Annotated in this window: 29 protein-coding genes, 2 tRNA genes and 1 pseudogene; 15 read left to right on the forward strand and 17 right to left on the reverse strand. The window is 47.1% G+C overall.

Annotation, left to right across the window (positions count from 1 at the left end):
* Complete coding sequence (locus IPG41_06825) at positions 1-1,071, reverse strand: glycosyltransferase family 4 protein (protein QQR54863.1); 1,071 nt, start codon at positions 1,069-1,071, stop codon at positions 1-3.
* A complete protein-coding gene (locus IPG41_06830) occupies positions 1,043-1,711 on the reverse strand; it encodes a ComF family protein (GenBank protein QQR54864.1) in 669 nt (222 codons plus the stop codon). The genes IPG41_06825 and IPG41_06830 overlap by 29 nt, the downstream gene beginning before the upstream one ends.
* Positions 1,712-1,830: 119 nt before the next feature.
* On the opposite strand from IPG41_06830, the gene IPG41_06835 reads away from it, so the two are divergent.
* The 4 genes and pseudogenes from IPG41_06835 (at position 1,831) to IPG41_06850 (ending at position 5,996) form a co-directional block, all read left to right on the forward strand.
* Entirely contained in the window at positions 1,831-2,352 is a 522-nt protein-coding gene (locus tag IPG41_06835; GenBank protein QQR54865.1) for an NUDIX domain-containing protein, read from the forward strand.
* Positions 2,342-4,942 (forward strand): ATP-dependent helicase, encoded by a 2,601-nt coding sequence (locus IPG41_06840; protein ID QQR54866.1) that lies wholly within the window; start codon positions 2,342-2,344, stop codon positions 4,940-4,942. The genes IPG41_06835 and IPG41_06840 overlap by 11 nt, the downstream gene beginning before the upstream one ends.
* Positions 4,921-5,427 (forward strand): annotated as a pseudogene (locus IPG41_06845) (PD-(D/E)XK nuclease family protein). Before IPG41_06840 ends, IPG41_06845 begins: the two are co-directional and overlap by 22 nt.
* 95 nt (positions 5,428-5,522) lie before the next feature.
* Positions 5,523-5,996, forward strand: coding sequence for a hypothetical protein (locus IPG41_06850; GenBank protein ID QQR54867.1), 474 nt, complete (start codon positions 5,523-5,525; stop codon positions 5,994-5,996).
* Positions 5,997-6,056: 60 nt separating this feature from the next.
* Here IPG41_06850 and IPG41_06855 read toward each other — a convergent pair whose 3' ends face one another.
* The 3 genes from IPG41_06855 to IPG41_06865 form a co-directional block, all read right to left on the reverse strand.
* The gene (locus IPG41_06855; protein ID QQR54868.1) at positions 6,057-6,719 is read right to left on the reverse strand and encodes a hypothetical protein; all 663 of its coding nucleotides are present in this window, start codon (positions 6,717-6,719) and stop codon (positions 6,057-6,059) included.
* A gap of 79 nt (positions 6,720-6,798) precedes the next feature.
* Positions 6,799-6,875 (reverse strand) — tRNA-Val (locus IPG41_06860).
* 133 nt (positions 6,876-7,008) lie between these two features.
* Complete coding sequence (locus IPG41_06865; GenBank protein QQR54869.1) at positions 7,009-8,208, reverse strand: S8 family serine peptidase; 1,200 nt, start codon at positions 8,206-8,208, stop codon at positions 7,009-7,011.
* A gap of 263 nt (positions 8,209-8,471) precedes the next feature.
* Here IPG41_06865 and IPG41_06870 point away from each other — a divergent pair, with 263 nt between their 5' ends.
* Positions 8,472-9,164: a hypothetical protein gene (locus tag IPG41_06870; protein ID QQR54870.1), complete on the forward strand. Its 693-nt coding sequence runs from the start codon at positions 8,472-8,474 to the stop codon at positions 9,162-9,164.
* A gap of 15 nt (positions 9,165-9,179) precedes the next feature.
* On the opposite strand, the gene IPG41_06875 is transcribed toward IPG41_06870, so the two are convergent.
* The 4 genes from IPG41_06875 to IPG41_06890 are packed head-to-tail and all read right to left on the reverse strand — an operon-like array spanning position 9,180 to position 13,651.
* Positions 9,180-10,610 carry a proline--tRNA ligase gene (locus tag IPG41_06875; GenBank protein ID QQR54871.1) on the reverse strand — a complete coding sequence of 477 codons (1,431 nt, stop codon included), beginning with the start codon at positions 10,608-10,610 and terminating at the stop codon, positions 9,180-9,182.
* Between the two features lie 28 nt (positions 10,611-10,638).
* A complete protein-coding gene (locus IPG41_06880) occupies positions 10,639-10,923 on the reverse strand; it encodes a hypothetical protein (GenBank protein ID QQR54872.1) in 285 nt (94 codons plus the stop codon).
* A complete protein-coding gene (locus IPG41_06885) occupies positions 10,908-12,374 on the reverse strand; it encodes a hypothetical protein (protein QQR54873.1) in 1,467 nt (488 codons plus the stop codon). The genes IPG41_06880 and IPG41_06885 overlap by 16 nt, the downstream gene beginning before the upstream one ends.
* 23 nt (positions 12,375-12,397) lie before the next feature.
* Positions 12,398-13,651, reverse strand: a complete 1,254-nt coding sequence (locus IPG41_06890; GenBank protein ID QQR54874.1) for a hypothetical protein — start codon at positions 13,649-13,651, stop codon at positions 12,398-12,400.
* A gap of 92 nt (positions 13,652-13,743) precedes the next feature.
* Here IPG41_06890 and IPG41_06895 point away from each other — a divergent pair, with 92 nt between their 5' ends.
* The 7 genes from IPG41_06895 (at position 13,744) to rnc (ending at position 16,984) form a co-directional block, all read left to right on the forward strand.
* The gene (locus IPG41_06895) at positions 13,744-14,349 is read left to right on the forward strand and encodes a hypothetical protein (protein QQR54875.1); all 606 of its coding nucleotides are present in this window, start codon (positions 13,744-13,746) and stop codon (positions 14,347-14,349) included.
* Between the two features lie 266 nt (positions 14,350-14,615).
* Complete coding sequence (locus IPG41_06900) at positions 14,616-15,080, forward strand: Bax inhibitor-1 family protein (GenBank protein ID QQR54876.1); 465 nt, start codon at positions 14,616-14,618, stop codon at positions 15,078-15,080.
* Positions 15,061-15,537, forward strand: coding sequence for a hypothetical protein (locus IPG41_06905; protein ID QQR54877.1), 477 nt, complete (start codon positions 15,061-15,063; stop codon positions 15,535-15,537). Before IPG41_06900 ends, IPG41_06905 begins: the two co-directional genes overlap by 20 nt.
* Before the next feature lie 101 nt (positions 15,538-15,638).
* Positions 15,639-15,836, forward strand: a complete 198-nt coding sequence (locus tag IPG41_06910; protein ID QQR54878.1) for a hypothetical protein — start codon at positions 15,639-15,641, stop codon at positions 15,834-15,836.
* Positions 15,837-15,868: 32 nt separating this feature from the next.
* Entirely contained in the window at positions 15,869-16,051 is a 183-nt protein-coding gene (locus IPG41_06915; protein ID QQR54879.1) for a hypothetical protein, read from the forward strand.
* Complete coding sequence (nusB, locus tag IPG41_06920; GenBank protein QQR54880.1) at positions 16,048-16,299, forward strand: transcription antitermination factor NusB; 252 nt, start codon at positions 16,048-16,050, stop codon at positions 16,297-16,299. The genes IPG41_06915 and nusB overlap by 4 nt, the downstream gene beginning before the upstream one ends.
* Complete coding sequence (rnc, locus tag IPG41_06925) at positions 16,283-16,984, forward strand: ribonuclease III (GenBank protein QQR54881.1); 702 nt, start codon at positions 16,283-16,285, stop codon at positions 16,982-16,984. Before nusB ends, rnc begins: the two co-directional genes overlap by 17 nt.
* 186 nt (positions 16,985-17,170) lie before the next feature.
* Here rnc and IPG41_06930 read toward each other — a convergent pair whose 3' ends face one another.
* Positions 17,171-18,664, reverse strand: coding sequence for an RsmB/NOP family class I SAM-dependent RNA methyltransferase (locus IPG41_06930; protein ID QQR54882.1), 1,494 nt, complete (start codon positions 18,662-18,664; stop codon positions 17,171-17,173).
* A 68-nt stretch (positions 18,665-18,732) separates the two neighbouring features.
* Between IPG41_06930 and IPG41_06935 the strand changes: the two genes are divergently transcribed.
* The gene (locus tag IPG41_06935; GenBank protein ID QQR55670.1) at positions 18,733-19,554 is read left to right on the forward strand and encodes a VanW family protein; all 822 of its coding nucleotides are present in this window, start codon (positions 18,733-18,735) and stop codon (positions 19,552-19,554) included.
* A 7-nt stretch (positions 19,555-19,561) separates the two neighbouring features.
* Here the strand turns inward: IPG41_06935 and IPG41_06940 are convergent, their stop codons facing one another.
* From IPG41_06940 to sufC, 5 genes are read right to left on the reverse strand one after another with little or no spacing between them, the layout of a single operon-like run.
* Positions 19,562-19,927 (reverse strand): iron-sulfur cluster assembly scaffold protein, encoded by a 366-nt coding sequence (locus tag IPG41_06940; GenBank protein QQR54883.1) that lies wholly within the window; start codon positions 19,925-19,927, stop codon positions 19,562-19,564.
* Between the two features lie 32 nt (positions 19,928-19,959).
* Positions 19,960-21,174 carry a SufS family cysteine desulfurase gene (gene sufS, locus IPG41_06945; GenBank protein ID QQR54884.1) on the reverse strand — a complete coding sequence of 405 codons (1,215 nt, stop codon included), beginning with the start codon at positions 21,172-21,174 and terminating at the stop codon, positions 19,960-19,962.
* Positions 21,159-21,920, reverse strand: coding sequence for a SufD family Fe-S cluster assembly protein (locus IPG41_06950; GenBank protein ID QQR54885.1), 762 nt, complete (start codon positions 21,918-21,920; stop codon positions 21,159-21,161). Before IPG41_06950 ends, sufS begins: the two co-directional genes overlap by 16 nt.
* A gap of 3 nt (positions 21,921-21,923) precedes the next feature.
* Positions 21,924-23,333, reverse strand: coding sequence for a Fe-S cluster assembly protein SufB (sufB, locus tag IPG41_06955; GenBank protein ID QQR54886.1), 1,410 nt, complete (start codon positions 23,331-23,333; stop codon positions 21,924-21,926).
* A complete protein-coding gene (gene sufC, locus IPG41_06960; protein ID QQR54887.1) occupies positions 23,330-24,115 on the reverse strand; it encodes a Fe-S cluster assembly ATPase SufC in 786 nt (261 codons plus the stop codon). Before sufC ends, sufB begins: the two co-directional genes overlap by 4 nt.
* Before the next feature lie 69 nt (positions 24,116-24,184).
* Between sufC and IPG41_06965 the strand changes: the two genes are divergently transcribed.
* Complete coding sequence (locus IPG41_06965) at positions 24,185-24,502, forward strand: hypothetical protein (GenBank protein QQR54888.1); 318 nt, start codon at positions 24,185-24,187, stop codon at positions 24,500-24,502.
* A gap of 86 nt (positions 24,503-24,588) precedes the next feature.
* Positions 24,589-24,664, forward strand: a tRNA-Ile gene (locus IPG41_06970).
* Here IPG41_06970 and IPG41_06975 read toward each other — a convergent pair.
* A complete protein-coding gene (locus IPG41_06975) occupies positions 24,643-26,226 on the reverse strand; it encodes a recombinase family protein (protein ID QQR54889.1) in 1,584 nt (527 codons plus the stop codon). The genes IPG41_06970 and IPG41_06975 overlap by 22 nt on opposite strands.
* Positions 26,208-26,708, reverse strand: coding sequence for a hypothetical protein (locus IPG41_06980; GenBank protein QQR54890.1), 501 nt, complete (start codon positions 26,706-26,708; stop codon positions 26,208-26,210). The genes IPG41_06975 and IPG41_06980 overlap by 19 nt, the downstream gene beginning before the upstream one ends.
* Positions 26,709-26,725 lie beyond the last annotated feature (17 nt).

The following is a 26,725-nucleotide window of genomic DNA, read 5'->3' on the forward strand; positions in this document are numbered from 1 at the left end:
CTATTTTAACGCGTTGGATCCATTAAACAACAGCACAAGGCTTTTTGCGGCTTTTTCCCAAGAAAATTGCTCCAGTCGTTTTTTCCCTTTCAAACTCAAAATAGCCATATGCTCGGGTTCATCAATCAGTTGCAGCATGGCTTTTGCAAAAGCGCGGGTATCTTTAGGGTCGGCATAAAGCACCGCATCGCCACCCACTTCTCGCAAGACAGCTAAATCCGAGCAAAGCACGGGGCAACCGGCTTGAAACGCTTGAAGCAGGGGGAAGCCAAAACCCTCTTCCAAAGTAGGAAACACAAAAGCAGTGGCCCGAGCATAGAGGTCCGCCACTTTTTTTTCATCTAAAAATCCAGGTAAATCCACGCCTTTTTGTTTTTGAGCTTTCACTTCCCATTCCTTCCATCCAAAGCCACTGCGCCCTGCCAAAACCAAGCGAGCCATTGAATACTTTTTTTGTACAATGGCAAAGGCATCCAACAAAACTCCCAGATTTTTTTTTGCTTCCAAACGGCCCAAATAAAAGAACAAAGGCTCTTTGGCTCGAGGACCAGCTTTGAGGGGCAAATCCAAGCTCAAAGGGCCATGAGGAATCACCGTCACTCGTGCCTCGTCAATCTTATAAAAGTGCATCAAATCGGCTTTCACGGCTTCGCTGGGCACCAGCACAGTCTGAGCTTTTCGCACGGCACGGCGCGTGCTCCATCGCAAATAACGGCGTGCATTTGAACCATAAGCTTTCGGAATTTTTTCAAAAGCGATGTCATGGATCATCACAAAGCTTCGCACCGGAGCAAAAAAAGGCAAAACATGAGCCGGAACAAACAAAAGATCCGGTTTATGTAAAAGCATTTCCAAACTCAAACGCAGCACACTCCAAAAACGCGGGGCCCAGAGCAATTTCTGTTTCTTTTCAGGGAATTCGGCAATTGTTTTTGGGGTGTAAAGTCGAACCTCCCCCTTCCATTCTTGCAAAAGCGCACGAATGATTTCAGTGCTGTAACGCTCCACTCCTGTGGGTTTAGGGTGGATGCTGCGAGAGGCATCAATTCCGAGAAGAAGTTTGGAGGGCACGATCCGCTAAGGTTAGCGCTGCAATGGACTTCGCACCGCTCGCCTCAAGGGCGGCCCGGCACGCAAGCAGCGTAGATCCGGTGGTGACTATATCATCCACCAGAAGGATTTGGCTACTCTCCGCAAAGATTTTTTCAAAGCCTTTTCGCACGCGAAAAACTTCTTTCATGTTTTCCAAACGGTCCCGTTTTTCCAAATGAGCCTGATGGCCGGTGTCTTTCACACGCTCAAGTCCATCCGCCACGCCGCAAGCAAAATAGCGCGCCACCGTTCGTGCCAAGAGTTCCGCTTGATTGTATCCCCGTTCCAACAAACGACTTTTATGCAAAGGGACAGGAACTAAAATCACCTGACTCGGCTCCCAAAACAATTCCAAACTTCGGCGTAAAGCAGGGGCAAAGTAACGGTACACATCGGCCTGATGCTTGTATTTAAGTCCGTGCACCAATTGTGCCAGCACCGAATCCGGTTCGTAATAGCAAGCAGCAGCCACTTTCAAGGCAGCCTGGGGGGTTTCAACCACTCGCACATGAGGCTCAAACGGCAAAAGATCTCGACATCGCGCGCAAAGAGGCTCATCTAAATAACCACAAACCAGGCATAAACTGGGAAAGAAAAGTTTGAGAAGACCATGAATCATTCCTAAAGGCTAGCACAAAAGACCTGACAAAACCCTGAAATCCATAAAGTGAGATTCTGTGAATGAAAGTTTGGGTGAAAAGCATCCTGTGCTACACTAGTCTCAACTAAGACTAGAATATGCATCATAAACCCTCACATCAGGGAGGGGGAGCTCGAACCGGCCCCAACCCTCACAAGCCCAAAAAGCAACGCTCGCCACAAGGTACTCGTCGCAGTGTTCATGAAAAATCCTGCGGCATCATTGTGTACCGCCGGACAGCAGAAGGGCTCAAGTTTTTACTGCTCCATTACCCCGGAGGACACTGGGATTTTCCCAAAGGTCACGTAGAAAAAAAGGATGCCGATGAAAAAGCAACAGCCCGTCGTGAACTTCAAGAAGAAACGGGCATCATTCAAGTGGACTTCAATCCGGGCTACAGGGAAGCCATGTACTACGAATTCAACCGAGGTTACAAAGCGCGTGTCAAAAAAGTCGTCGTTTATTTTTTAGCCGAAACTAAAGAAGAAGCCGTCGCGATTTCTTTTGAGCATCAAAATTTTGTGTGGTTGCCTTACGAGGAAGCCCTGAGCCGCCTGACCTACGAAAACGCCAAAGAATTGATCCGTAAAGCTCAGCCTTATCTCAGCCATGACTTTTGATGAAGCCTATTCCAAACTGAATCCTGAACAAAAAACCGCAGTGGATTCCATTGAGGGACCCATGATGGTGCTCGCCGGACCCGGAACTGGAAAAACACAAATTCTCACCCTGCGTATTGCCCGCATTTTGAAAGACACGCAGATGAGTCCGCAGAACATTTTGTGTCTCACTTTTACCGAATCGGGAGTTGCGGCCATGAGAAAGCGCCTCTTCGAATTCATTGGAACGCCGGCCTATTACGTGCGCATTCACACCTTTCATTCATTCTGCAACGAAATCATCAAGCAAAACCCAGAAAAATTCCTCTTCGCTCGCGAGCTCGAATCTCTCACCGACATCGAATCTGTACAAGTTTTTCAAGCCATACTCGATAAGGCTCAAACAGGCGGGCCTTTGAAACCCTTCGCTGACCCTTATTTTTATCAGCGAGACATTGCGGGAATGATCAAAAATTTCAAGCGCGAAGACCTCAGCCCCGAGCTCATAACAGGGGTGCTCGACGAGACCGAGGCCACTCTAAAAAAACACGGAGCCATCATCGAAGCTTTTTGTGAAACCCGTGTGACCAGTCTAACCGAAGCGGACTTCACTCAGCTGCAACTCACGCTCGCAGGCAGCTTCCTCGCCAGTGCCTTCACACACTTCGATCTCAGTGAAAAGACTCAGCGAACAGAAGCCAAAAAAGAGCTCAAAGGGGACTATGAAGATGCTCAAAAAAATCTGCCCAAACAACGTGCCCTCGTGGAGCTGTACAACGCTTATCAAACCGAACTTAAAAAGCGAGGCCGCTACGATTACGAAGACATGATCCTCATGGTTGTGCGCAAAATCAAAGAGGACGCCGACTTGCTCGCAAATCTCCAAGAGCAATTTCAATACCTCTTGGTCGACGAGTACCAAGACACCAACGGAGCCCAAAACGAAGTCGTCGATTTGCTCGCAAGTTTTTACGAAGCTCCGAGCGTCTTCGTCGTTGGGGACGACAAACAATCCATCTACCGTTTTCAAGGTGCCTCACTCGAAAACATGCTGGCTTTTTATAAGCGTTACAAGGCAAACATCGAGCTGGTCTCTTTGCAAAACAATTATCGCAGTCAGCAGACCATCCTCGATGCGGCGACTCGCCTCATCCGCCACAACGAGCAAGGGCTCGAAACCCTGATTCCCGAGCTGCATCAAACCCTTCACTCACAGGCCGGACACCCCGCCACGAAGCTCATTCGCCAAGAGTGTGCCACCCCCGCCGACGAGCGCAGCTTCATTTTAGAATCCGTGCAAAAACTCATCGCCGCCGGCACCGAGCCGCGCGAAATCGCCGTGCTTTACCGTAACAACGCCGATGCCGATGCACTCGAAGAACTCTTCCTTCGTGCCAAAGTCCCGTTTCACATTTTCTCTGGCAAAGACATCCTCAAAGACAAAAAAATTCAAAGCCTCCTTCGCCTGCTCACTTGGCTTTCAAGCCCCACCGACGACCGCGAACTTTTTCTACTGCTCAACGCGGACTTTCTCAAACTTCCCGCACTCGAATTATTGAAACTTTCTCGCAAAGCGGCCGATGCTCGTCAGCCCCTGCTGGATGCCATGGGTGAGGCGGAAAAACCGTTTCAACTCTTGCGGGAAAAACTCGCAGAGTGGCAAAAAGAAGCGAACAACAAAACCCTTGTCGATTTCTTTGAACTCGTGATCAACGACTCTGGCTACCTCTCCCACCTCATGGCTCAGGAAAGCCGCATCGAACAGCTCAATCGATTGAATACATTTTTTGATCAACTCAAAGCCTGGTGCCGAGCCAATCCCAAACTCACGCTCGAGGGCTTTGTCGAACTGCTTCAACTCCATCAAGAAAATCGAATCGCCATCAACGAAGCCGAACTCAGCACCCAAAAAAATGCCGTCGCGCTCATGACCGCGCACCGATCCAAAGGCCTCGAATTCGAGCATGTTTTCCTCATGAACGCCGTGGACAAACACTGGGGCAACAATCCCGACCGCAGCAAAATCAAAGCTCCCGCCGGCCTCCTCAAAAGCCTCGAACTCTTGCCCAAAGAAAAAAACGAAGACGAGCGCCGCCTCTTTTACGTGGCCATGACCCGCGCAAAAAAATCACTCACTTTCACACTCGCCACCACCAATGAAAACGGAAAAGCCCAAACGCCCTCGCTCTTCCTGGAAGAGCTCGGCACCGAAGGCATCGAACGCCGCGAATGCGAAGACGAAACACCCAATCCCGATCAACTCGAGCAGCGTCTGCTCCTCAACTTCCAGCCCATCGTCCGCGAGGTGTCTCAAGAAGAACGCGACTATGTGAAAAGCCTTTTGCACAACTACACCCTCAGTGTGACCCACCTCACGACCTATCTCCGCTGCCCCCGACTTTTTTACTACAAGGTGCTGCTCCGTGCGCCTCGCGCCAAAACCAAAGAAGCCGCTTTTGGAACCGCCGTGCATGAAGCTCTCAAAGATTTGCTACTGGCCAACAAAAGGGGGGGAGCCACCCAGCAGCTTTTTCTCGACTCCTTCGAACGCCACCTTCGCCGCGAAATTTTGCGCGAAAAGAATTCGAATACGCGCGCCAATTTGGCTTAGAAACCCTCGCGGCATACTACGACCATTATGAAGGGCGTTTTTCTCAAAACGTGCTGATGGAATTTGACTTTGCTCCTCATCACGTGCGCGTGGAAGGCGTACCCATCACCGGTAAACTCGACAAAATTGAATTCCAGGGCGATAAAAGCGCCACCGTCACCGACTACAAAACCTCGAACCCCGATTCTCACGCCAGCGAACTCCGTCCCGGCGGCGACTATCACCGCCAAATCGTCTTCTACCAACTGCTCTGCGACCATTCGACTCAGTTTCCCTACAAAATGACAGCCGGCGAAATCGACTTCATCCAAAAAAGCAAAAAGGAAGAGGACTTTCTCCGCGAACGCATCCACGTGACCGACGCCGACAAAGCCGCCCTCATCGAAACCCTCAAAGACACCTATGCAGACATCCTAGACCTCAAATTCCTCGAACCCGACGAATTCGCTCTCTGCGGGAATTGCGACTATTGCCAGATGGCCTAAACTCCGCTAGAATATCCGCCTCGTACAAAACTTTTATGAGTTCAAATTCAACACAAAGGACGCAAGTGCCAGACGTCGATGTTCAAAGACCAACCATGATCGATGCAATGGTGGACGAATTGATAGCCGAAGAATACCCAAAAGTTCTAGCTGCCATTGAAAACTGTGACATGTCAGGACAACACATGCCCGTCGATGAATTTATGGGAAATCTTAAAGCGATAGGGATTTCTCTTAAGGGAATTCGTTTAAATGAGAAAAATGAATTGGTGAATGGAAATACCTTATTGGGATCTTACTCTCCAGCTCTAGGACAAATTTATGTTGAAAGAAACTTTAAAGCCATCCTCACTCAAATGGTGGATAGCTATTTTGAGAAAGATAATTTGCTAGGTGCGTTATATGTGCTTCAGTCAGAAGGCGGATACGTGGGCCCCAAGATACAGGCAGATCTGCTCCATGATTTAGAGACAAAAAGACTTCAATCCTATAGCGCACTAAGTGCAGTATTTTCAATACGCAAACAAAGCTACGCCACGCACACCGCCTCAGAAGCAGTAGCTTTTTAAACAGCACTTACTCAAATTCTGGTGGGGAAGAGGCCTCACGTTCTGGAAGAGGCCAAGCCTCTAGATACAATCTGAAGTATAATCTCCCGGGTCTCCTTCACCGTTTTCACCGTAGCATAAGGGTCTTTCATCTGTAGCATTGGATTCTCCATCAGCATCGAAATCCAACTCTCCGTCGGTATAACACTCTCCACTATAGAAACTATATTTAGAGCAAGGATTGTAGCCCATAAGGAATTCGTTCCAGGTTGAAATTCCATCCCCATCAGAGTCAGACTCATTAACCTCATAGCCATAATTTGGATCAGAGGTGCCCTCTCCAACAACATCAAAAACTGCCGCTCCACATACCCTTAAAGGAATTTTATTGACCTGCTTCATGTAAATATATTGGCATCTGGCCTCAGCTTCATCTTGTTGATCATTACACTCAGCACTCCCTCCTTCTTCTCGTTGACAGTCATTTGCATCTACTTCAGCTCCGAGAAAGCATGAATTGTAAAAGTTGTTTGCTTGACTCCAAGAATACTGCATTTCTCCTGTATGGGCATCTACAGGACAAACAGTCGCCACATCTTGAATGGCAGTGTCTTCTGAATTTGACCCCTTACATCCTGCTAAAGCAGCCAAAATTGCGCCTCCTTTAAAAAGGTGTGAGGCTAACTTTGCAGAAGCTGAGACCCCTGTATTTAATGCATTCAAAGCGGATTTAGGAAATTCCATATTAGGATAGGTTAAAAGCCATATATACAATACTTTATATATTTAGTCAAATTACAACGGCAGAAATTTAAAAAAATTCTGGTGGGCGATAATGGACTCGAACCATCGACCTCCACAATGTCAATGTGGCGCTCTAACCAGCTGAGCTAACCGCCCACAGAGGTCTTTTCGTGCCCATCAGCAAGCGCTAATGAAGCGCAGCCATACTAGAGACTATCTCAAGAAAAGGCCAGAGTATTTAGGACGGCACTGACTCCGTGCCCATCTTTTCCCTTTTTTGCCTTAGCCTCTACTCAACAATCGAGATCCCGGCAAGTTCACCGGTTTTCACCTGTTCGGCGCTGGACGCTTCCAAGGCTTCTAAAATCTCTGAAAAACTGAGCTCAGGATCTTGCATGAGCAAACGCGCCACCGCAGCAGTCACAAAGGCCGTTGCTTGAGAAGTGCCACTTTTATAACCGTATTCATTGCCTGGCAAAGAAGATTTCACGCGATAGCCATAAGCCGCCACATCCACCCAATTGCCATAATTGGAACTGGGCATCTGATGTCCCCCCGCATCCACACTGCCCACCGCCAAGCTTTGAGCATAACTGGCAGGGTAAAAGCCCACATCTTTCCCTGAATTGCCAGCAGCGGAAACCACAATGATTCCCTGGTCGTAAGCCTTAGCGATCAAATTTTCCAAGGCATAAGAAGACGTGCTCAGGCCAAAACTGGCATTCACCACTGTAACGCCGTCTTGCATGGCTTTTGAAAAAGCCTCCAAAACGTTCGAAAGTTTGCCTCCTTTGCTGTCCACTATCTTATAAGGAACCAGGCTCACCCCTGGCGCATGAGCGGCAATGATGCCCGCAATATGGGTGCCATGACCCACATCATCCACCATGGTTTCGTCGTCCTTCAAGGTGTTCCACCCTTTTTGTATGGAAACATCTGCAAAAATCTCATGCCCCTCATCCACTCCACTGTCAATCACCGCCACCACCACTTCATTCAAAGGCTCCGAACTCAAGGCCACTGGCTGCGAAGCCATTGGATTCAGTTCCCACTCATAAACGGGGCTTTCCAAGCTCACTTCCTGATCCAATTCCACATGAGCAAATTCGGGAATGCTGCGCGCATATTGATCTGCAATTTCAGCTAATTTTTCATCCGAAAGCGGGTCTTGAGGCTGTAAAAGCAGCAAATGCTCTTCTTCCTTTAAACTGACCACGAGCCCTTTATTGTCCTTTTTTTCTTGCACAGGGATCAAGGCATCCGCCTTATAAAGCTCTGCAATCAGAGCAGATTCACTTTCTTTATCGATGAGCAAATCCTCCACATTCATCTGATACTGGTAATTGAGCGTGCGCAAAGCTTTGAGTGAATTCAATTCGAAAAGCTCGCTGCGGGGATGAATTTGAGCATCCAAAAGGGTCAAACCCAGGGCGAGTCCAACGGCTAAAGTGACCGGGATATAAGAGAGAAGTTGAGAGCGTGAAAGCATGGCGTGTGACTAAATTTGGCTAGAGCTTGGCACAATATTTAAAAAAAGACTAGACAAGTTTTTCTGGATTGTATATAATGAACACTTATTTGACATACAGTCAAATATCAAAATTACATACGGTTGAAGAGGGCTCTTCATGGCGTGGAGGGGGCCCTCTTTTTTTTGAGTCATATTTTCGAGATGACCCAGTCAAACTCTCTTGTGCCTCCTCGACTTTTACGTTAAACCATGCTATACTCAATAAGAAATAAAGTATACTTATGGATGGAGGAGGATTCACATACAACGGTTCAGGTTTCGTAGGAAACTTCGGTGGAGGAGGTGCTCAAGACCCTCAGGGGCAGGTTCCGCCTGCGCAGAATCCACCAGCCCAAAATCCGCCCGCCCAGAATCCGCCGGTTCAAGCAATGCCCGCTTACCCGGACTACGCTCCCCCGGCTCCGCCAAGCTACCCACAAGCCCCTATGGCAAATCAGGGGGCCGCTGCCGGCGCCACCAGTGCTGCTGCACCTTTAGCAGGAATGGGAGACCCCTACGGAGCTCAAGGGGATGGATCTCAACCCGGCTTTGATCCCAATTACAGGTTTGCTGAAAAGATGAAGAATTTCACCACCACGGTGAAATTGCCTGCGAATAGCATCAAGGTGGACGAGGCCTACTTCTTAAACCTTTTGGCAGGTTCCATTTCGCTGACTCGCGATGAAAAGAAAAAAATCGTCGATTCTTTCGATAAACTGCGTCAGGAGCAAGTGGATGAACTCATCCGAATTTTTGAAGAAGAACGCAGCAAATTCATTGAACTTTCAAGCAAACACGGGGCTCAACTCAAAAAGCTGGAAGATGAACACGCCGCCGATTGGCGCGACATTGAAATTTCTTATACCGCTGCAACCAAAAAAGCAGAAGAAGACGCCAAAGCCGAAGCCATTCGCCAACAATTGGGCTTGAACTGAAGCGTGTGAAGCTCCCTAATACGCCCTTGCAAAGTACACCATGGTGTCGGTTTCTTTACCTGTAAAAATGCACTTGGCAGGTTTGGCCAACTTCTCTTCTGAGATCACTCGAATCGTGGCTTTGCTTTGTTCTTGAATCTTTTTTTCGTCCAATTCCGTTCCGGCCCAAGCAGCTTTCACAAAACCTCCTTTTTCGTCGAGGATTTTCACCAGTTCATCCAGATCAGACGCTTCAAAAATATGAGCGGCCAAATGCGCTTCTGCACGAGCCAGCATTTCCACTTGAATGAGTTCCAGTAAAGAGGGCACCTGCCCAGTCACTTCTGTTAGGGGGAAGCTCTTTTTTTCACCCGTGTCGCGTCGCGCCAAGATGCAAGTGCCTGCGGCCAAATCGCGAGGGCCCACCTCAATGCGCAAGGGAACCCCTTTCACTTCCCATTCATTGAATTTGAAACCAGGGGTCACGGTGTCGCGAGCATCCAGCTGCACTCGCACCTGAGACTGCTCAAGTTCTTTTTGCATTTTTTCAAACACAGAAAGCACGGCTGCACGTTCCTCTTCAGTCTTATAAATCGGAATCAAAACCACTTGATGTGGAGCCACTTTCGGAGGCAGCACAAGCCCTTTTTCATCGCCATGACACACGATCAAGGTTCCAATGATGCGGGTCGAAAGACCCCAAGAGGTTTGCCAAACATATTGTTTTTCGCCTTTTTCATCTTGGAATTGAATGTCAAAAGTCTTTGCAAAAGTTTGCCCCAAAAGGTGAGAGGTTCCCGCTTGAATCACTTTTCCATCTCTGGCTAAGGCCTCGGTCGTGAGCGTGTAATCGGCTCCTGCAAAGGTTTCTTTAGGGGATTTTTTGCCTGTCAAAACCGGCAAAGCCAAAAAATCTTTGTCAAAATTTTGATACATAGTGAGGGCTCGCAGCACTTCCGCTTCAGCTTCTTCTTTCGTAGCGTGGGCGGTGTGTCCTTCTTGCCACAAAAACTCCGTGGTTCTCAAAAAAGGACGCGTGCGCATTTCCCAACGCACCACATTGGCCCATTGGTTGATGCGCAGGGGAAGGTCCCGGTGACTTTGTACCCAACCTGAAAAGGCATCGTACATGATGGTTTCAGAAGTAGGACGCACAATCAAAGGTTCCGCCAAAAGCTGCCCTCCACCATGAGTCACGACGGCGCATTCGGGCGCAAATCCTTCCAGATGATCTTTCTCTTTGTTGAGTAAACTTTGAGGGATGAACATCGGAAAGTACATGTTTTGCACTCCCGCCCCTTTGATGAGTCGGTCCAGCTCACGTTGAATGTTTTCCCAAATCGCATACCCGTAAGGTCGTATGATCATGCAGCCCTTCACTCGACTGTGCTGAGCGAGGTCCGCCAAGTTCACCACATCTTGGTACCATTGAGAGAAATCTTGAGCCTGAGAAGCGATTTTTGCCATGCAGTAAGGAAAGTGTGCTCAGTCTAGTCTACTCAATCTGAACCCCTTCTGACAAGGACTTGATTTTAATATTGTCGGGCAAGGTGGGAATGGTGGGGGACCACACGGGCCACATTTTGATTTCCACTTGATTCACTTCAGGCAAGTTTTGAATGTAAGCCTCGGCTTCTTCAATGGCTTTCCCGGCAATGTGCTCTTTGATTTTTTTAGCAAGTTCCTCTCCTCCTTCCAAATCGGCATCGATTTCATATTCCTCCACACCTTGAATTTGCGCCGTGATTTTATAACGATTGGCAGCTAAATCAGCCTCCAAAGGCTCAAACTGATGGAATCCTTGTCCACAGAAATGAGTTGCTTACCCGGGGTTTCCACAGCCAAAATCTGCGTTTTTAAAATCTCATAAAGGGCATCGGAATCGTAGGCCACTCCTGAAAGACTCACGGTTCCCGTCACCTCAAACGTTTCTGCTTCCTGACCAATGAGCTCGTAAGGTAAAGTGGCGTTCACCGCTCCAAATTGCAAAGCGGAGGCGTCTTCGAGCAGTTTAAGATTCAAACCTTTGGAATTGCCCAAACCCAGCACTTCTTTACGCAAATTCGCCAACACTTTTTCTTGAATAGCGGTTTCCAATTGAGCTTGAGCCGCCAAAAGATCTTCCTCCGTCACACGAGCAATGATTTCAGAAGTGCCCCCACTCATGGCCGTGCTGCTCTGGGCATAAACTTTTTCACGATTTTCTTCAAGCAAAGCCGGTAAAAAGAAGTCGCTCGGACCGATGTTTCCTCTTTCACCCACAGCCAGGCCATTGGCATCCACCGTGTCTGCAACCACATACACCTCCACTTTTCCAGGACTTTCAAGCTTACCTGCAGGGACCACTACATCTTCTTGCAATCGGAACACAATCCCTTCCTGAGTTTGGAAACGAGTTTGTTGGATCAAAGGTTGTTCTACATTCCCAACATTGAAAATGGTCAAATATCCAGCCGCATTGGCCCCTCGATTTTCAATGCCCGTCGCGGCGTGACTCACCGTTTCTTCCACCTCGGTTTCTATGGGGTAAGCCGTCAAACTTTTGCCATCGTCTTCAGGGGAGGGGTCCAAAGTGACGTTCACTCCTTTGCTCACCACATCAGCAGTGGGTTCAATGATGATGGTGGCTCCAGGTAAAGCGACGTAAATCACTACAAAAAACACCAAAGCGCTCGCCAGCAGAAAAGTCACCAACCACTTCTTTTTTCCAGGACTCAAACGGATGGGTTGATGTTCCAGGCGATTTTTTTTAATGTCCACCAAATAAGAGCGCAGTGAAAAACCTTTGTCTTTGTGCTTCATGTCTCGCACCACCTCAAAAATGGAGGCTTTTCTTTTGGGTAAACGGGAGGGTAGGTTTTCCTCCACGTCGTTTTGAGTCGCCGCAATGGGTTTGAGCAAAGCGGAATTGGGGTCTCGCTCTTCTTTTTCTATTGAAATCTCATTGCCCAAATCCCACTGATCAAACACCTTGAGTTCCGCTTGAAGCGCAAGTTTCATCCCATTGGGATCATTAGTGATGATGGCAATGCTTTTTTCGATTTCTTCGAGTTTTTGTTTCAGAATTTTTAAATTCACGACACTTTGCAAAAGCACGGCACGCTTCGGCACTACCAAATAAATTTCTTTGTAAGGCAACTTTTCAAGTTTGGTGAAAACACCCGTGATTTCTTCGTCGATTTGGACGAAAAGGATCTTTTTTTTGGAAACTTTTTTGATGGAATCACTCATGGCGTGAGTCGGCGATTTTGAGGTTAAACTTGCATCAAGCGCACCACTTTTTGCAACATTTTGGTCAATATTTTTTCCTCAGTCATGATCTCCATTCCAATGCTGGCCAACGCAATGGGAGTGATGTCTTGAGGCGAATCCAAGATCTGTGTCTGATCTTTTATGTGGGACACATGCTTGGGCAAGAGGTATTTGATTTGAGGCTTGCGCGGAAATTTGAGTTTTTTATACCAATCGGAATTCTCCAGCCCGTCCTTAAGCAAAGGGAGCAGAGATCCACCTCCACAAAGATAGACGGTTGGGGGCAGGGAATCAATGTCCAAAAATTCCTGCAAAGAAAAGTAAACCCCCGAAAGCCACACTTCCACATCACTGCCCAAGGCTTTTTCCACAATGCTGTGAGATTGATGTTCGAGTTGATTGTTTGAGAAAGCGAGTTTCACATCCTCGGCTTCGTCATGAGAAATATTCAAAGCCTGGGCCAGGCGTTTGGTGAAAGAACGGCCTCCAATGTTGAACATCTTGGTTCCGATCACACTTCCATCTTGCACAATCGTGAGATCCGTCGTGGCTCCCCCAATGTCCATAAACACGCCGCTGTACCCTTGCAGTTCAGTGCCGCCCAAAAGACGACCCACTGCATAAGGTTCGGCCATAATAGCTAAAAGCTCTTTGTCCATTTCGGCACAAATCGTCTGTAAGGCTCCAAAATGAACCAGCGGGGAAAAGGCATTGAACACGCTCATCATGACTTCACGACCTTGAAAACCGATGGGATTGGACACTTTATAGCCGTCGATGCGCGTGTCCACAATAGCGGCATGCACCAGCTTCACATCGATCTCGTTATAACCTGTTTCATAGGCCAGATCGCTGCGCACTTTTTCAAAGGCTTTCCACTGCACTTTGTGGACAATATTTTTGAGTTCTTCTTGATGAATTTTGGATCCGGGGTCACGTCGCTTATAGGTGATGGTGGAAGTTGCTCCCTTGATGAGTTCCCCGGCAACACCAAAGATCATTTGGGTCGGAGTCGCTCCCGCCATCCGTTCGGCTTCGCGCATGGCCAGATGACAGTTTTCAATCACTCCGGCAATGTCTGTAATGGTGCCGCTTTCCATCTCGCGAGGGTTCTGTTTTTTGATGCCACGCCCCAAAATTTCCACGTCTTTGCCTTGCGCCAAACAAACGAGCGATTTCACATTTTCCGTCCCAATGTCTAGGACGGTGAACAGGCGTTCGCGTTTTGTGCTGAGTGGGTTCCTTAAGCCAAACATGGCGCTAGTGTAACGAAAAAAATCAAAATCAAAGAATCAGAAAACGCTAAAAGAATTGACAGAAGTGAATAAAATTGTAATACTTTCAAAGTATGGCTGAAAATAGTGACAATCTGGGAATGGGAGATGGGGTTGAATATACCGGGGACTTACAACCGGATTTTGCTGAAGTCGAAAGGACGGAAAGTGAAAGCAATGGAGATAAACTTACTCTGGGAGCCGATGAAGGAGATTTAATGAGCGATCTGGAACCACAGCCCGAAGAGGATGCATTCTGGTTCCCAGGATGTAAGCCAAGTGAAATGCCATACGAATGGGGAACTCAGTCAAATGTAGAAGGAATCATTTTAATTTTTCGAGGAGACATAAAGAGTATAGAAGGAATTCGCCATTTTATAGAGGAAAATGTTTCAGATATAAAGCAAGATGTTCCAGAAGGAAAAAATGAAAGATGCATTCCAGATGAAAAATGTAAGGTAGAAATTTCAGGGGATGAAATAAGGCTAAGAATTCCCCAAGGTAGATTTGAAGTGGATGAAGTCAAAAGAAGGGTAAAAGTACGTTTGCCCAAAAGAGTAGTAAAAGTAGTAGAAACAGCAGATGGAAGGACGGAAATAAAAGACTCTCCATATTTTTTAGTCAATGGGCACTCCGTCTGGGCCTACAACGCTCGAATCTTCTGGACAAACTCACGCTAGAATTTTCTTTGAAAAGGCGGCTGTTTTTGCTACAATGCCCTCATCTTCACCCTCAATCTGATGAACACCAAGGAAGCAAGTCTTACAAGAACCCAATCAAGTACCTTCATTTCTAAAGTGATGTCTCTTTTTGGCCTTTCTCTTTTGGTTTCAGGTTTGGGAGTCTATGCGGGCATGCATTATGGCATTCAATACTTTTCTGCCAATCCAGCGGCCATTTGGCTGTGTTTTGGAGTGGAGTTGGTGCTGATTTTCACTTCTCGAATGTGGTCCAAAATCGAACCGCTCAACTATCTACTTTTTGCCGCTTTCACTTTCATCAGTGGAGTGACTTTGGTACCCCTCATCCTTTCTTTTGCCATCGAATTCCAGGGTATGACCTCATTTACAGCTCCCTATTCTCAGCCACAGCCACTTTTGGAGCCGCCGCTCTCTTGGGTTACACCACTCAAAAATCGCTCGCCGGATTTTCGGGTTTTCTCTTTATGAGCCTCATTGGACTGCTGGTCGTGAGCATAGGAGGCATCTTCTTTCCTTGGGGAAACACCACCGAAATGATCGTTTCTGGCTTTGGAGTTTTGCTTTTTGCAGGCTATGCCGCCGTAGACATGAACCGTCTTCGTGACTATCCCGAGGATGAGTACATCAATGCAGCCATCGCTCTCTACCTCGACTTTTTCAACCTTTTTATTTACATTCTTCGCTTCACGAGTGCCCTCTCACGCGATTAAAATTGGAAAATTTTACCACGCACAAAACGGTGCGACCGAGCATCACACCTTGAATTATTCAGCGGAAGAGTTTGCAGATCTGAATTTAAAAGGAGGCGTGGAAGTGGACGCCAGTTTGATCCGTGTAGAAGAAGGAATCATGCTGCTCATCCAGGGGGTAAAAGCCACACAAATCACCCCATGTGCTCAATGTGGAAAATCTTTGGAAATTCCTTATGAAATGGACTCTTCGGAATGGCTGTTTTATGAATCCAAGCCTTTGATTTACGACGACGAAAACGAAAGTCTTTTCTTTGACAAGCAAGCCATGGAACTCGATCCCACTGAGCCTGTTCGTCAAGAACTCATCTTGAATGAAAAGATCTTGGCACGCTGCCCCAAAGCTTGTAAGAAATTCAAAGAAGCCCCGGAACAAGCCCCCAAAGCCCTGGCGGGCCTCAAAGATTTGATCCAGTAAATGGCCCTTCGTTTCCTGGAGAAGAAAAACACTTGCAATCTCATTAGAATCCTCTAAAATGCGTTGGCAACGGGTTAGCAAACCCTCCTTAACTTGAGTCTATGGCAAAACATCCAGTACCCAAACAGAAACAGTCCAAAGGACGTTCCAGTCGACGTTACAAGACTTTTGTGAACAAGGCTCAAAAGAAGCTGATGGGAATGGTACAGGGCAACCGAAACGCTGCTGTTAAGGCTGAAAAGTTGGCAAAAACCCAAAAGAAGAGCAGCGCAAAAGTCACCACCATCAAGGCCGACTAAAGGCTATGTCGTTCATTTAAATTTCTTTCTTCATGGCTTCTCAGCGCCATATTCTCCGCAGCATCGTCGTACAGACCGTGTTCGCATGGGAGTTTCACGGTGGAGAGCCCGAAGTCATTTTGGCATACAACTTGGTGAATGGAGCCAAAGGAATCGAAGACCAAAGCTTCGCCCTGCCGCTTCTTCAAAAGTGCTGCAAAATCAAGCTCAGTTGAAGAAAGCCATTCAAAAATATGCGCCCGAATGGCCTTGGGAAAAGATTGCGGCCGTGGATCGCGCCATCCTTGAAGTCTCTGTGACAGAATTGCTCTTTGATCCATCAGTGCCTCCCGTAGTGGCCATAAACGAAGGCATTGAGCTGGCCAAAGAATTTGGAAACGAAAGCTCTTCAAAATTTATTAACGGCGTATTAAGCTCTCTGTATGAAAGCATCAAAAAATCTGAACATGGCTCCAAAAATTAAGAATTTAGACAAACTCCAAGATTTTATTGGAGTGCATTTCCAAAACGAAGATTTGCTGAGTTTGGCGTTTGTGCACAAATCCTACGTGAACGAACACCCCGACACCAAGGGTTACAATGAACGCCTCGAATTCCTTGGGGACGCAGTTTTGGAGCTCGCCGTCACGGATTTTTTATATCATAATTACCCCGAACAACCTGAAGGGCAACTCACCAATTGGCGCAGTGCGCTCGTGAAAGGTAAAAATCTCGCTCGTGTTTCAAGCTCACTCAAACTTGGGGACTACCTCTTGCTCAGCCGTGGGGAAGAGCTTTCAGGCGGACGTGAAAAAGACTACATTTTGGCCAACACTATGGAAGCGCTGATTGGAGCCATTTATTTGGACAAAGGTTTTGAAGTCACCAACCAATTTATTTTGCGCAACATTGTCGTTTTGCTGGATGAAATCATTGCTCAAGGACTCAACATCGATTCCAAATCTCACGTACAAGAACTGGCTCAGGAACGCCTGGGCATCACTCCCAGTTATGAATTGCTCAGCGAATCCGGTCCCGACCACGACAAAGTTTTTGAAATGGGCATCTACTTAGGCGAAACTTTAGCTGGAAAAGGGGAAGGCCCCTCCAAACAAGAAGCCGAACAGGCCGCCGCCCGCGACGCACTCAAACAAAAAGGGTGGGCTTAGATATAGGGTGAGGAGGAAGGCTTGAGCTTGCGTAGCTTTTTTAAGATGGGTCTCGTAGGCCCCGACTTAAAAAAAGCGAGCCATCGCGAAAGTCTGACAACGAACAACGATAGTTAGGAAAGGAGAGCACACGAGAGGCGAAGTGCTCCGTGGGTAAAAACCATTTGGTTTTTCTTTCGTGATTATTTAAGCCATCTTTGGCACCAACAATTCTGTGCGTTTAGAGCCGATTTTAAGGAGCCCAATGGGGAAGCGGAGCTTTTCCTGTTCATACACGGCTAAGTACATTCCCTTGTCCAAATCTTCAAAAGAAACCGTTTGATTTTTCATGGAAGCTTCCAATTGTTCCTTAGTCAATGCTACCAGGTGCTTATTGGCAATGAGGCCCAAAGCAACAGCGCCTTCATGACTCGGTTTCATATCTTGCTCGGCGTCGGAGCGATCCTTCCCATAAGTTTTAAGTACAGGCAAGCTCAAAGAAAAACCTGGAGGTGGAGCAAATGCAGTGAGACTGTTACTGATCAAATACAGGTGGTGTTCCAGCGGAACCCAATCGAATTGTTGACGGAGTGTTTGAGAAGAAATTCCAAATTGGTCTTCTAAAAAGTGATCGTAGTGAGCACGTTCATGCGCTTTAAGCACTTTGAGTTCGGGCTTTTTGGGGTGAGGGATATTTTTCTTAAAAGGTTTTTTCTCACGTCGGTTCCATCGCCCTTCTTTAGCATTGGGGACGGAAAAATGTTGAGGAGCAGTTTTAGTGAGTGCAATACAAAAGAAGCCCTTGGTATGGGTTTTATGTGGCCAAAAGCGTATCCCTTTAAGGCCGGCAATTTGTTCCGGGATCTTAATTTTTCGCGCCTTCAACTCTTTTAACACACTTTCATCGATCTTGGCCTCTGGTGTTTTTTCTAAAAAATCTTCCACCACGCCATCATTTTCAACAGTATTGAGCGTGCAAGTCGAGTAGAGGAGCCGCCCACCAGGTTTGAGCATGCGAAACGCATCACGAAGAAGACCAAACTGAAGGCCAGAAAAATGCTTCAACGCTTTTTTATTCCAATATTCCGGCTGACCCTCGCTCGTCACAAAAAGACCCTCACCGCTACACGACGGATCAAGCAAAATACGATCAAAGCTTTCAGGATAAACTTCGGCCAAACGTCCCGGAGTCAAACGAGTCACATAAGCATTGCTGATGCCCAACCGACTCAAATTCGACTGCAAGGCCTTGATGCGCCGTGTGTCTAAATCATTGGCCACAAGTACTCCCGCATTGCCGAGTCGCTGCGCAATGTGGGTGCTTTTCCCACCTGGAGCTGCAGTCAAATCCAAAACGACTTCATCGGGTTGAGGATTCAAAACTTCCACCGCAAACATGGATGCGGCATCTTGCGGATAGGTGAAACCGGCGTGGTAGGGAAGTTTAAGGGCCCATTCTTGTCCGCTGCCTTTCAGCTCAAGCCCCTCGTTGGAATACGGAGAGTCGTTGACCGCATAGCCCTGAGATTCAAACCATTTTCTGAGCGTGTTTTTTGAAATGCGGAGCGTGTTCACTCGAATGCTTCGTGCGCTTTCTTCTTTTTTTTCACTGCGACCCACTTCAATCGAACTAAAAAATTGTTCAGCTTCCTCAGTTCCAAGCAGCTCCCGATAATAATCTTTAAAAAGATCTTTAAGCATGGCGACAGTCTAGAGGCCCTCCTAAAAAAAGGCCAGAGTGCTTCCTCTTTTTTTGAAACAGCAGTAAGATCAGTGCCATGCAGAAACCCAAAAAACGATCATACTTACGACGTCTCTACGGAATACTGCACTATACGATCAAACGAAAATGGCAGTGGCATTGTTCAGGCATTTCTTTCGCTGCCCGACAGGAAAAGCACCTTTTGCCAGAACTGATTTTCAAACATCAAACTCCACTCCGGCGTCCTTTGAAGGGAGTGGATATTTCCATGCAAGAAAATAAGATTACAAATCTAAAAATCGCTCTTAAAAACTTGGATGGTCTTGTTCTAGAACCCGGTCAACGCTTTTCTTACTGGCGGCAAATTGGAAATCCCACTCGTAAAAAAGGTTATGTAAAGGGAATGCTGCTGCACAATGGAACCGTTCGCTCCGGAATAGGGGGAGGCCTCTGCCAACTCTCCAATCTTCTCTATTGGATGACGCTGCACACCCCTTTGACGGTGCTGGAACGTTGGCGCCACAGCTACGATGTCTTCCCCGATGTTCAGCGTAAGCAACCTTTTGGCAGTGGAGCAACCTGTGCGTATCCGAATATTGATCTTCAAATTGGAAACCCAACCAAGGAGTGCTTTCAATTGCATTTAACCCTCACCGAAACTCATCTCGTGGGGGAATGGCGCAGTGAAAAAGCTCTCAATGAAGAGTATGAAGTTTTTGAAAAAGATCACAAAATAGACCATGAATGGTGGGGAGGCTACGTGCGTCGCAACAGCATTTATAGAAAGGTCTTTGACAAAGCCTCTCATGAAGAAAAAGGAGAGGAATTCATCACTTCGAACGAGGCTTTAATGATGTACAATCCTTTGCTAGAGGGTTCATCCTCTTAAATTCCAATCAAAGATCAATCAAAGCATTGTGCAGAGTCTCCAGGCTAAGGGTCAAACACTTCACACGCGCCGGCCCCAGATTATCAATGCCCAACCATTCGTACAAATCCTGCTTCGTCAGCTCTTTTGAATCTGTCCATTTTTTGCCTTTGATTTCTTCAGTCAAAACCGAGGCAGTCGCAATACTGATCGCGCAGCCATCTCCTTCCCACGATGCATCCATCACTTTCCTGTCCTCCATTTTTAAATACAAACGCACGTGATCGCCACAGGTCGTGTTGACGCCACTGCTCGTCAGAGTGGCAGCTTCCATTTCTCCACGATTCAGCGGATTCTTTGCAAGATCGATGATTTGTTCTGCATACAAGTCCATGGCCTCAGTCTAGCAGAAAAAGAAGGGTTGCCTCAAATTAGCTTAAAAACCTTCGCTACCTTTTTAAGCCCTTTCACTAAAGCCTCTACGTCTTTTGTCGTATTGTAAATTCCAAAACTCACTCGTACGGTGGAAACCACACACAGCGTTTTCATCAGCGGCATGGTGCAGTGGTGACCGGCTCGCACACAAATATTTTCTTCCCCTAAAATGGCAGCAACGTCGTGAGGATGCACACCCTTCATGGTGAAGGAAATAGAGCCGCGGTGTTGGTCAAAACTTTTAGGGCCATAAACAGTGATGTAGGGCAGTTCGTTGAGTTTTTTGAAACTATATTCTTGCATTTCACGATCATGTTTCATGAGTGTATTTTTACCAAGCTTCATCATGAATTCCATGGCAGCTCCCATGCCCAAAACTTGGGCCACGCTCGGCGTGCCGGCTTCAAATTTCCAAGGTAAATCGTTCCATGTGGAAAATTCTTCATGCACTTCCCGAATCATGTCTCCGCCGCCGAGCCATGGGTCCATCTCTTCCAAAATTTCCCGCTTGGCGTAGAGCACACCAGCTCCGGTGGGTCCATAAATTTTATGGCTGGAAAAAACCAAAAAATCCACATCTAATTTTTGTACATCAATGGGGAAATGAGCAACGAGTTGAGCCGCATCCACACAAAATTTAGCGCCCACTTTTCGAGCAAGGCGCCCCACAATAGACAAATCATGCACGGTTCCAAGCGTGTTGGAAAGTCCTGTGATGCTGATGATTTTAGTTTTCTTGCTCACGAGTTTTTCAAGAGCTTTGTAGTCCAAAGCACCTGTTGAAAGAATAGGACAGAACTTCAATTTTGCACCCACTTCCTTCGCAATCATCTGCCAAGGTACCAGGTTGGAATGATGCTCCAAAATGCTCAAAACAATTTCATCACCTTTCTTTAAAAACTTTCGTCCCCAACACAGCGCTACAATGTTCAAAGCCTCCGTAGTGCCGCGTGTGAAAATAACTTCTCCATTTTTCCCCACGTTCAAAAATCTTCGGGCAATGCTACGCACATTTTCGTAACGGGTCGTGGCTTCTTCCGCCAAGGGATAGAGTCCTCGATGTACGTTCGCATTGTATTCCAAGTAATATTCCTGCTCAGCAAGCAGTGAATCATCCAGACGTTGCGTGGTGGAGGCACTGTCTAAATACACCAAACGTGGATGATTTTGAAAAATAGGGAAACGCTTTTTTATTTCGATAGACATTTGAGTATATCTTTAAAGATTCGTTCCGAAAAAGCAAGGTTGGGGCATTTCTGCAAAGCGTCCCAAAAAAATCCTTCCACCAAAAGTTCTAGACCCTCTTTGAAACTGAGTCCACGGCTTTGCAAGTAAAATAATTTTTCTTCATCTACTTTTTCAAGCGTGGCGGAGTGAGAAGCCTGCACTTCATTGTGCTGAATTTCAAGCCCCGGCACTGCCTCAATTTTAGAGCCCTTGCTGAGCAACAAATTGTGCTCTTCAAGCGTGGCATCTGCGCCGCTGCAACCTGGCTCCATTCGAATGTTTCCAAAAAAATGACCATAGGCGCTATCTTTCACCGCACCGCGAGAAATCATGCGGGATCGAGTGTTTTTCCCACGATGAACATGGTCCACACGCAGGTTTTGTGTATCGCTATTTTGGCCAAAGAAAATCGTCTGACTCATGGCACTGCTTTCATTCCCTTCCAAAATAATTTCGGTTCTATCTTCACTCTCACCAAGTACGTGATGAAAGTATTCAAGACGAGCACTTTCTTGAAGGGTAAAGTTTTTTTGATCGCGGGAAGGGGAACAGCTCATCCAACGGAGCAAAGCGCCAGGTTTTATGTCTACTGAAATAGTTCTTTGGGCTTGTGCCCGGGCACAGAATTCCTCTACCCAAACTTCAGCGCCTTCATCCACCACTAAGTGGATTTTTCCATCAGAGGGAATTTGAAAAATGTCGTGATTTTTGAGAATTTTTTCCATAAATTAAGCAATAGCTTTTTCCATTTCCATTTCAATGAGACGGTTCATTTCCACGGCATATTCGAGCGGCAATTCTTTCACAATGGGATCTATGAAACCATTCACAATCATCGCGAGCGCTTCATCTTCGCTGAGCCCGCGACTTTGCAAATAAAAAAGTTGTTCCTCGCTGATTTTTCCAGTGCTCGCTTCATGACCAATCGACACGTCATCTTCATTAATACGCATGACGGGATAAGTGTCGCTGATGGATTTTTCATCTAAAATCAAACTGTCGCAACGCACTTGAGATTTGGTTCCGGTGGCCCCTTTGTTGACCTGCAAAAGTCCACGGTACACGTTGCGTCCACCCCCTTTAGAAATGCTTTTGGTCAGCACCGTGGAGCTGGTATCTGGAGCAATATGAATGACTTTCGCTCCGGTGTCTTGCACCTGCCCAGCATTCGCAAAGGCAACTCCCAAGTGGTCAGCTCGTGAGCCACGTCCTTTCAAAATGGAGCAAGGGTAAAGCATGGTTCGTCCGCTGCCCAAATTGCCACCCACCCATTCCATGATTCCATCTTCATCCACCACCGCGCGTTTGGTGTTCAAATTGTAAGTGTCTTGGGACCAATTTTCCACGCTGGAATAGCGGAATTTTGCACCCGCCTTCACAAAAATTTCCACACAGCCGGCATGTAGGGAAGTGCTGCCATATTTCGGCGCACTGCACCCTTCAATGTAATGTCCTTCAGCGCCTTCTTCAATGATGATGAGCGTGTGCTCGAACTGCCCCATGCTTTTGGCATTCATGCGAAAATAAGCCTGCAGCGGCGCCGTCACTTTCACGCCTTTTGGAATGTATAAAAAAGTTCCTCCACTCCACACCGCACCGTGCAGCGCCGCAAATTTGTGATCGTGAGACGGAACGAGTTTCATAAAATACTGCTTCACCAAATCGGGATATTTTTGCAGCGCAATGTCCATGTCCTCAAAAATCACGCCCAGTTTTTCCCATTCCTCTTTCAATTTGTGATAGGCATTCACGCTGTCATATTGTGCCCCCGTTCCCGCCAATACTTTCCGCTCCGCTTCCGGAATTCCAAGCCGTTCAAAAGTTTTTTTAATATCATCCGGAACATCTTCCCATTTCGTCGCGTAACCTTTCATGTCGTTGGGCGCCGCATAATAAATGATCTCATCAAAATTCACGCCCGAAAGGTCCACACCAAACGTCGGCAACTTCAGTTCATGCCATTTTTTAAGTGATTTCAAACGATGTTCCAGCATCCACGTAGGCTCATTTTTGTCCTTTGAAATACGTCGAATCAGTGCCTCACTCAGGCCCTTTTGAGCATTCTTCGCATAGCCCTGTGCATTGTGACCATCAAAGACGCTGCGGTCGAGATCTTGTAAATAATCCAATGCCGTCATTTCACAATTTTTAGGGGATTCTTTTCATTAAGAATCTTGCGCACATAATCATACCCTTCTTCTTCGAGTTTTGCAGCCAATTCCTTGCCCCCGCTCAGCACGATTTTCCCATCCATCATGATGTGTACGTGGTCTGGCTTCAAATCCTTGAGCATGCGTTCATAATGCGTGACCATGAGCAAACTTTGCTCCGGTTTTTTTGCCGATAAAATCGCTTCACAAATCGTTCGCAGCGCATCGATGTCGAGGCCACTGTCCGTCTCATCCAATATCGCCAATTTCGGTTCCAATAATGCCATTTGCAGAATTTCTGCCTTCTTTTTTTCACCGCCCGAAAACCCTTCATTCACGTTTCGATTCATAAAGGCGCGCCCCAAGCCCACCAAGTCCATTTTTTCTTGGAGCAATTTTTTAAAGTTGTAAAGAGGCACCGGCTTAAATTTTTTATTTCGTGCTTTATTCACGGCATTGTAGGAAGCCCGCAAAAAAGAAACCAAATTCACCCCCGGAATTTCTTTAGGATATTGAAAAGCCAAAAAAAGGCCTGCCGCCGCTCGTGCACTCGGATCCATTTTCAGAAGGTCCTTGTCATTTAATTTCACTTTTCCTTTTGTCACTTTGTACTTAGGATGCCCCATCAAAGTGGCCGACAAAGTGCTTTTCCCAGACCCATTCGGTCCCATTATTGCATGCACTTCTCCCGCCTTTATCTGAAGCGAAAGCCCATGCACGATTTCCTTATCCGGCGCCGAAATGAACAGATTTTGAATGTCGAGAAGCATTGTGCCAACAGATTACAGGTTAAAGCCCTAGGAAGCAACCATCTTTCCTCTTGAAAAATACAACAGAACATGCTTTACTCAACTCTAAATAAGTTTATATATATGGGAATAAGACAAAACGGGCCATTTGCGAATAAGCCAGGTGTTCATTCTTCAAAAGAAAGAAGGGTTACCCCAGCAGAGGAATTGCTCGCGATGTTAAGACGTGGTGAAAAACCCCTGGAAAACGTGTCTGAAAAAGTGAGGTGTGCGGTCAATGACATTCTCCAAAAACTATTGGGTAGTGAAGATTCTGAGAGCGCAGCTTGGTGGCTCCAGGTCCTAAATGAGAAACTCAAACCCTTGCTTCTGGACCTTGATCCTCTCGAGCAAGGAAATTTCCAGTAAAAAGTAAAAGTAAAAAAGGTCAGTAGGCGTTGCCTTAGCTTTGTTTTCAAATTAAACTAACCGAGCTCCCTGTCCTTTTACATGTCGGGCCCGTAGCTCAGTGGTTAGAGCAGGAGGCTCATAACTTCTTGGTCGCTGGTTCAAGTCCAGCCGGGCCCACCATTATGGATAATCGGACTCTTGCACGCAGACGCAAAGGGTTCTTTTAACCTTATAGAAGTGACCTCCTTGCCCTTCACCAAAAGGTGCAATATGGAATTTCTCAAAATCTGGTCTTTTACCGCGGGTGTAGCGAATTTTAGGCTAAGAGAAAGGGTTTTTAGGAGGTTCAATAAATTTTTGTAGTCCAAGGGCTGGTCGCTCATCGATGCCTCCATGTCCTGAACGCGCGACTTGCAGGAGGCGATGAGGTTCTCAAGCCTCTTACGAGTGTCGAGGTACACTTTCTCCTCATGTTGATCCAATTGCTTCCTACGGGGAAGGACCTCGGCTATGAGTCCATCCAGGGTGTCCTCATGCTCTTGTAGCTTGCGCTTCAATGCCGGAAGCTCCCTCGCCATCAGAGCGGTTTTTTCTCGCCGTGCCTCCTTATAGGCTTCTACATAGGCGTCGTAATCCTCTTCGCCTAGAGTGCTGAATTGGTCGAACACGGCCGCAGCCGCATCGATGATCGTCTTTGCACGAATGGTGCCAGTGTTCTCGCAGCCGAGCTTCTTTTTGTTTTGGCACCAGAACCTTAGATAGTAACCACTGTTCCCTTTGCTGATACCGCTTGTCATCGGCATCTTGCAGCCGGCGCAAACCACTAAGCCTCGGAAGGGAATGTCATGCACATGGGCGCGTTTCTCAACGCTATTGCCCATGCCTTGTACCAAAAGCCACTCGCCCTCCTCGATCATAGGTATGAAGTCGTAGATTTGTGTTAGGTCAATCTCACGGCCGCCTTGTTCTAAGAAACCGAAATAGAACCGATCCCGGAACATATTTGATAACTTCTGATTGGTCATCGTTTGGGCTGCATTACCCTTTGCCTTCTCACCCTTTTTAATGATTCGACGGTAACCGTTTGCGTTTAAGTGATCGGTGATTTCAAGAAGAGATTTCCCATTGAGCCGCATCTCCCATGCGCTTTGTACCAACTCAAAAAGGTTAGGCCCGTAACCGGAGGGCGTCTCATCCGGCTCATAAAGTCCGGTCAATTCGTTGCGCGTATAGCCGGGTTTGAATTGCCCAGCGGACCTACCGAGGTCAAGGGCGCGATCTAGGCCACGGCTCACGTCGGCTCCTAGCTTGTCGCTGTATTGCTTGGCGAGTACAAAGGCAATGCCCAACCCCATTTTCCCGTTGTAATCGTTAACAAAAGAATGAGACGCAAACCGTAGGTCTACTAACAGCTTGCAATCGAGCAGATCAATGATTTCCCCGGCCTCTTTCATATTCCGCGCCAGGCGATCAGGATGCCATGCAATCAAGCCGTCCACCTCTCGCCGACGGATCTTTTTTATGAGTTCATCAAATTTAGGTCTGTTGCCGGAGTACCGAGCCGACCGACTGTCTTCGATTATGTCCTCCTTCGCAACATTGATATCCATGCGTTGGGCAATCTCCAAGCACTCGGCGAGTTGGTCCTCAATTGAGCGCACCTGTTTTTTAGGGTCATCCGTAGATTTACGGATATAAATGCAGTAGCGCTTAGCTCGAATTTCTATTGCGTCGTTCTCCATGTTTCGGGGTGAGGGTTGAATCTCATTAGTTGTTCCTTGGCCTGTTCGGACAACGGGCGGGGGTCCTTTATTTCCGGGGCTGGCGGAGGTCTTACTGCCGTAGGCGCGAATTCTAGAGGCTGCATACGTTCGAGCAGCTTTAAGGCCATTTGCGGGTCTTTTTTTGCGTGCTCGATCACTACTTTACGGAGGGCCATGTTAACTTCAAGGCGTAAGCGCTCTTTCCGCTCTCGAATCTCCGGCTGTTTTTCAATGAGCCGATAGTAGGCGGAGGGTGAAATTCCAGCATAGAGCGCGGCGTCTTTATCACTAAGGCAGTGTGCGAATGCTTCGTCGAGTTTCGAGAGCACCAGCTTCTCATTCTTGCCATCAAAAAGAGGTCGGCCGCACTTGCAAAGCGACTTTAATTTCTTGCACCGCCTACAACTTGGAATAGTCGTTACCATACCTGTAAATTGTATCTGAAAAATAGCAATTTTCATATGGAAAAATTGGCTCC

It is taken from the genome of Candidatus Peregrinibacteria bacterium, from assembly GCA_016699145.1.
Lineage (GTDB): Bacteria > Patescibacteriota > Gracilibacteria > UBA1369 > 2-02-FULL-48-14.

Coding starts and splice junctions, on each gene's coding strand:
- IPG41_06870 (QQR54870.1), top strand. CDS start 8,472: ATGGATGGAGGAGGATTCACATACAACGGTTCAGGTTTCGTAGGAAAC.
- IPG41_06835 (QQR54865.1), top strand. CDS start 1,831: ATGCATCATAAACCCTCACATCAGGGAGGGGGAGCTCGAACCGGCCCC.
- IPG41_06975 (QQR54889.1), bottom strand. CDS start 26,226: ATGGAGAACGACGCAATAGAAATTCGAGCTAAGCGCTACTGCATTTAT.
- IPG41_06840 (QQR54866.1), top strand. CDS start 2,342: ATGACTTTTGATGAAGCCTATTCCAAACTGAATCCTGAACAAAAAACC.
- IPG41_06910 (QQR54878.1), top strand. CDS start 15,639: ATGGCAAAACATCCAGTACCCAAACAGAAACAGTCCAAAGGACGTTCC.
- IPG41_06895 (QQR54875.1), top strand. CDS start 13,744: ATGGCTGAAAATAGTGACAATCTGGGAATGGGAGATGGGGTTGAATAT.
- IPG41_06850 (QQR54867.1), top strand. CDS start 5,523: ATGATCGATGCAATGGTGGACGAATTGATAGCCGAAGAATACCCAAAA.
- sufS (QQR54884.1), bottom strand. CDS start 21,174: ATGTCTATCGAAATAAAAAAGCGTTTCCCTATTTTTCAAAATCATCCA.
- IPG41_06830 (QQR54864.1), bottom strand. CDS start 1,711: ATGATTCATGGTCTTCTCAAACTTTTCTTTCCCAGTTTATGCCTGGTT.
- IPG41_06930 (QQR54882.1), bottom strand. CDS start 18,664: ATGCTTAAAGATCTTTTTAAAGATTATTATCGGGAGCTGCTTGGAACT.
- IPG41_06980 (QQR54890.1), bottom strand. CDS start 26,708: ATGAAAATTGCTATTTTTCAGATACAATTTACAGGTATGGTAACGACT.
- sufB (QQR54886.1), bottom strand. CDS start 23,333: ATGACGGCATTGGATTATTTACAAGATCTCGACCGCAGCGTCTTTGAT.
- IPG41_06855 (QQR54868.1), bottom strand. CDS start 6,719: ATGGAATTTCCTAAATCCGCTTTGAATGCATTAAATACAGGGGTCTCA.
- IPG41_06885 (QQR54873.1), bottom strand. CDS start 12,374: ATGAGTGATTCCATCAAAAAAGTTTCCAAAAAAAAGATCCTTTTCGTC.
- IPG41_06915 (QQR54879.1), top strand. CDS start 15,869: ATGGCTTCTCAGCGCCATATTCTCCGCAGCATCGTCGTACAGACCGTG.
- rnc (QQR54881.1), top strand. CDS start 16,283: ATGGCTCCAAAAATTAAGAATTTAGACAAACTCCAAGATTTTATTGGA.
- IPG41_06950 (QQR54885.1), bottom strand. CDS start 21,920: ATGGAAAAAATTCTCAAAAATCACGACATTTTTCAAATTCCCTCTGAT.
- IPG41_06875 (QQR54871.1), bottom strand. CDS start 10,610: ATGGCAAAAATCGCTTCTCAGGCTCAAGATTTCTCTCAATGGTACCAA.
- sufC (QQR54887.1), bottom strand. CDS start 24,115: ATGCTTCTCGACATTCAAAATCTGTTCATTTCGGCGCCGGATAAGGAA.
- IPG41_06965 (QQR54888.1), top strand. CDS start 24,185: ATGCTTTACTCAACTCTAAATAAGTTTATATATATGGGAATAAGACAA.
- IPG41_06940 (QQR54883.1), bottom strand. CDS start 19,927: ATGGACTTGTATGCAGAACAAATCATCGATCTTGCAAAGAATCCGCTG.
- IPG41_06865 (QQR54869.1), bottom strand. CDS start 8,208: ATGCTTTCACGCTCTCAACTTCTCTCTTATATCCCGGTCACTTTAGCC.
- IPG41_06890 (QQR54874.1), bottom strand. CDS start 13,651: ATGTTTGGCTTAAGGAACCCACTCAGCACAAAACGCGAACGCCTGTTC.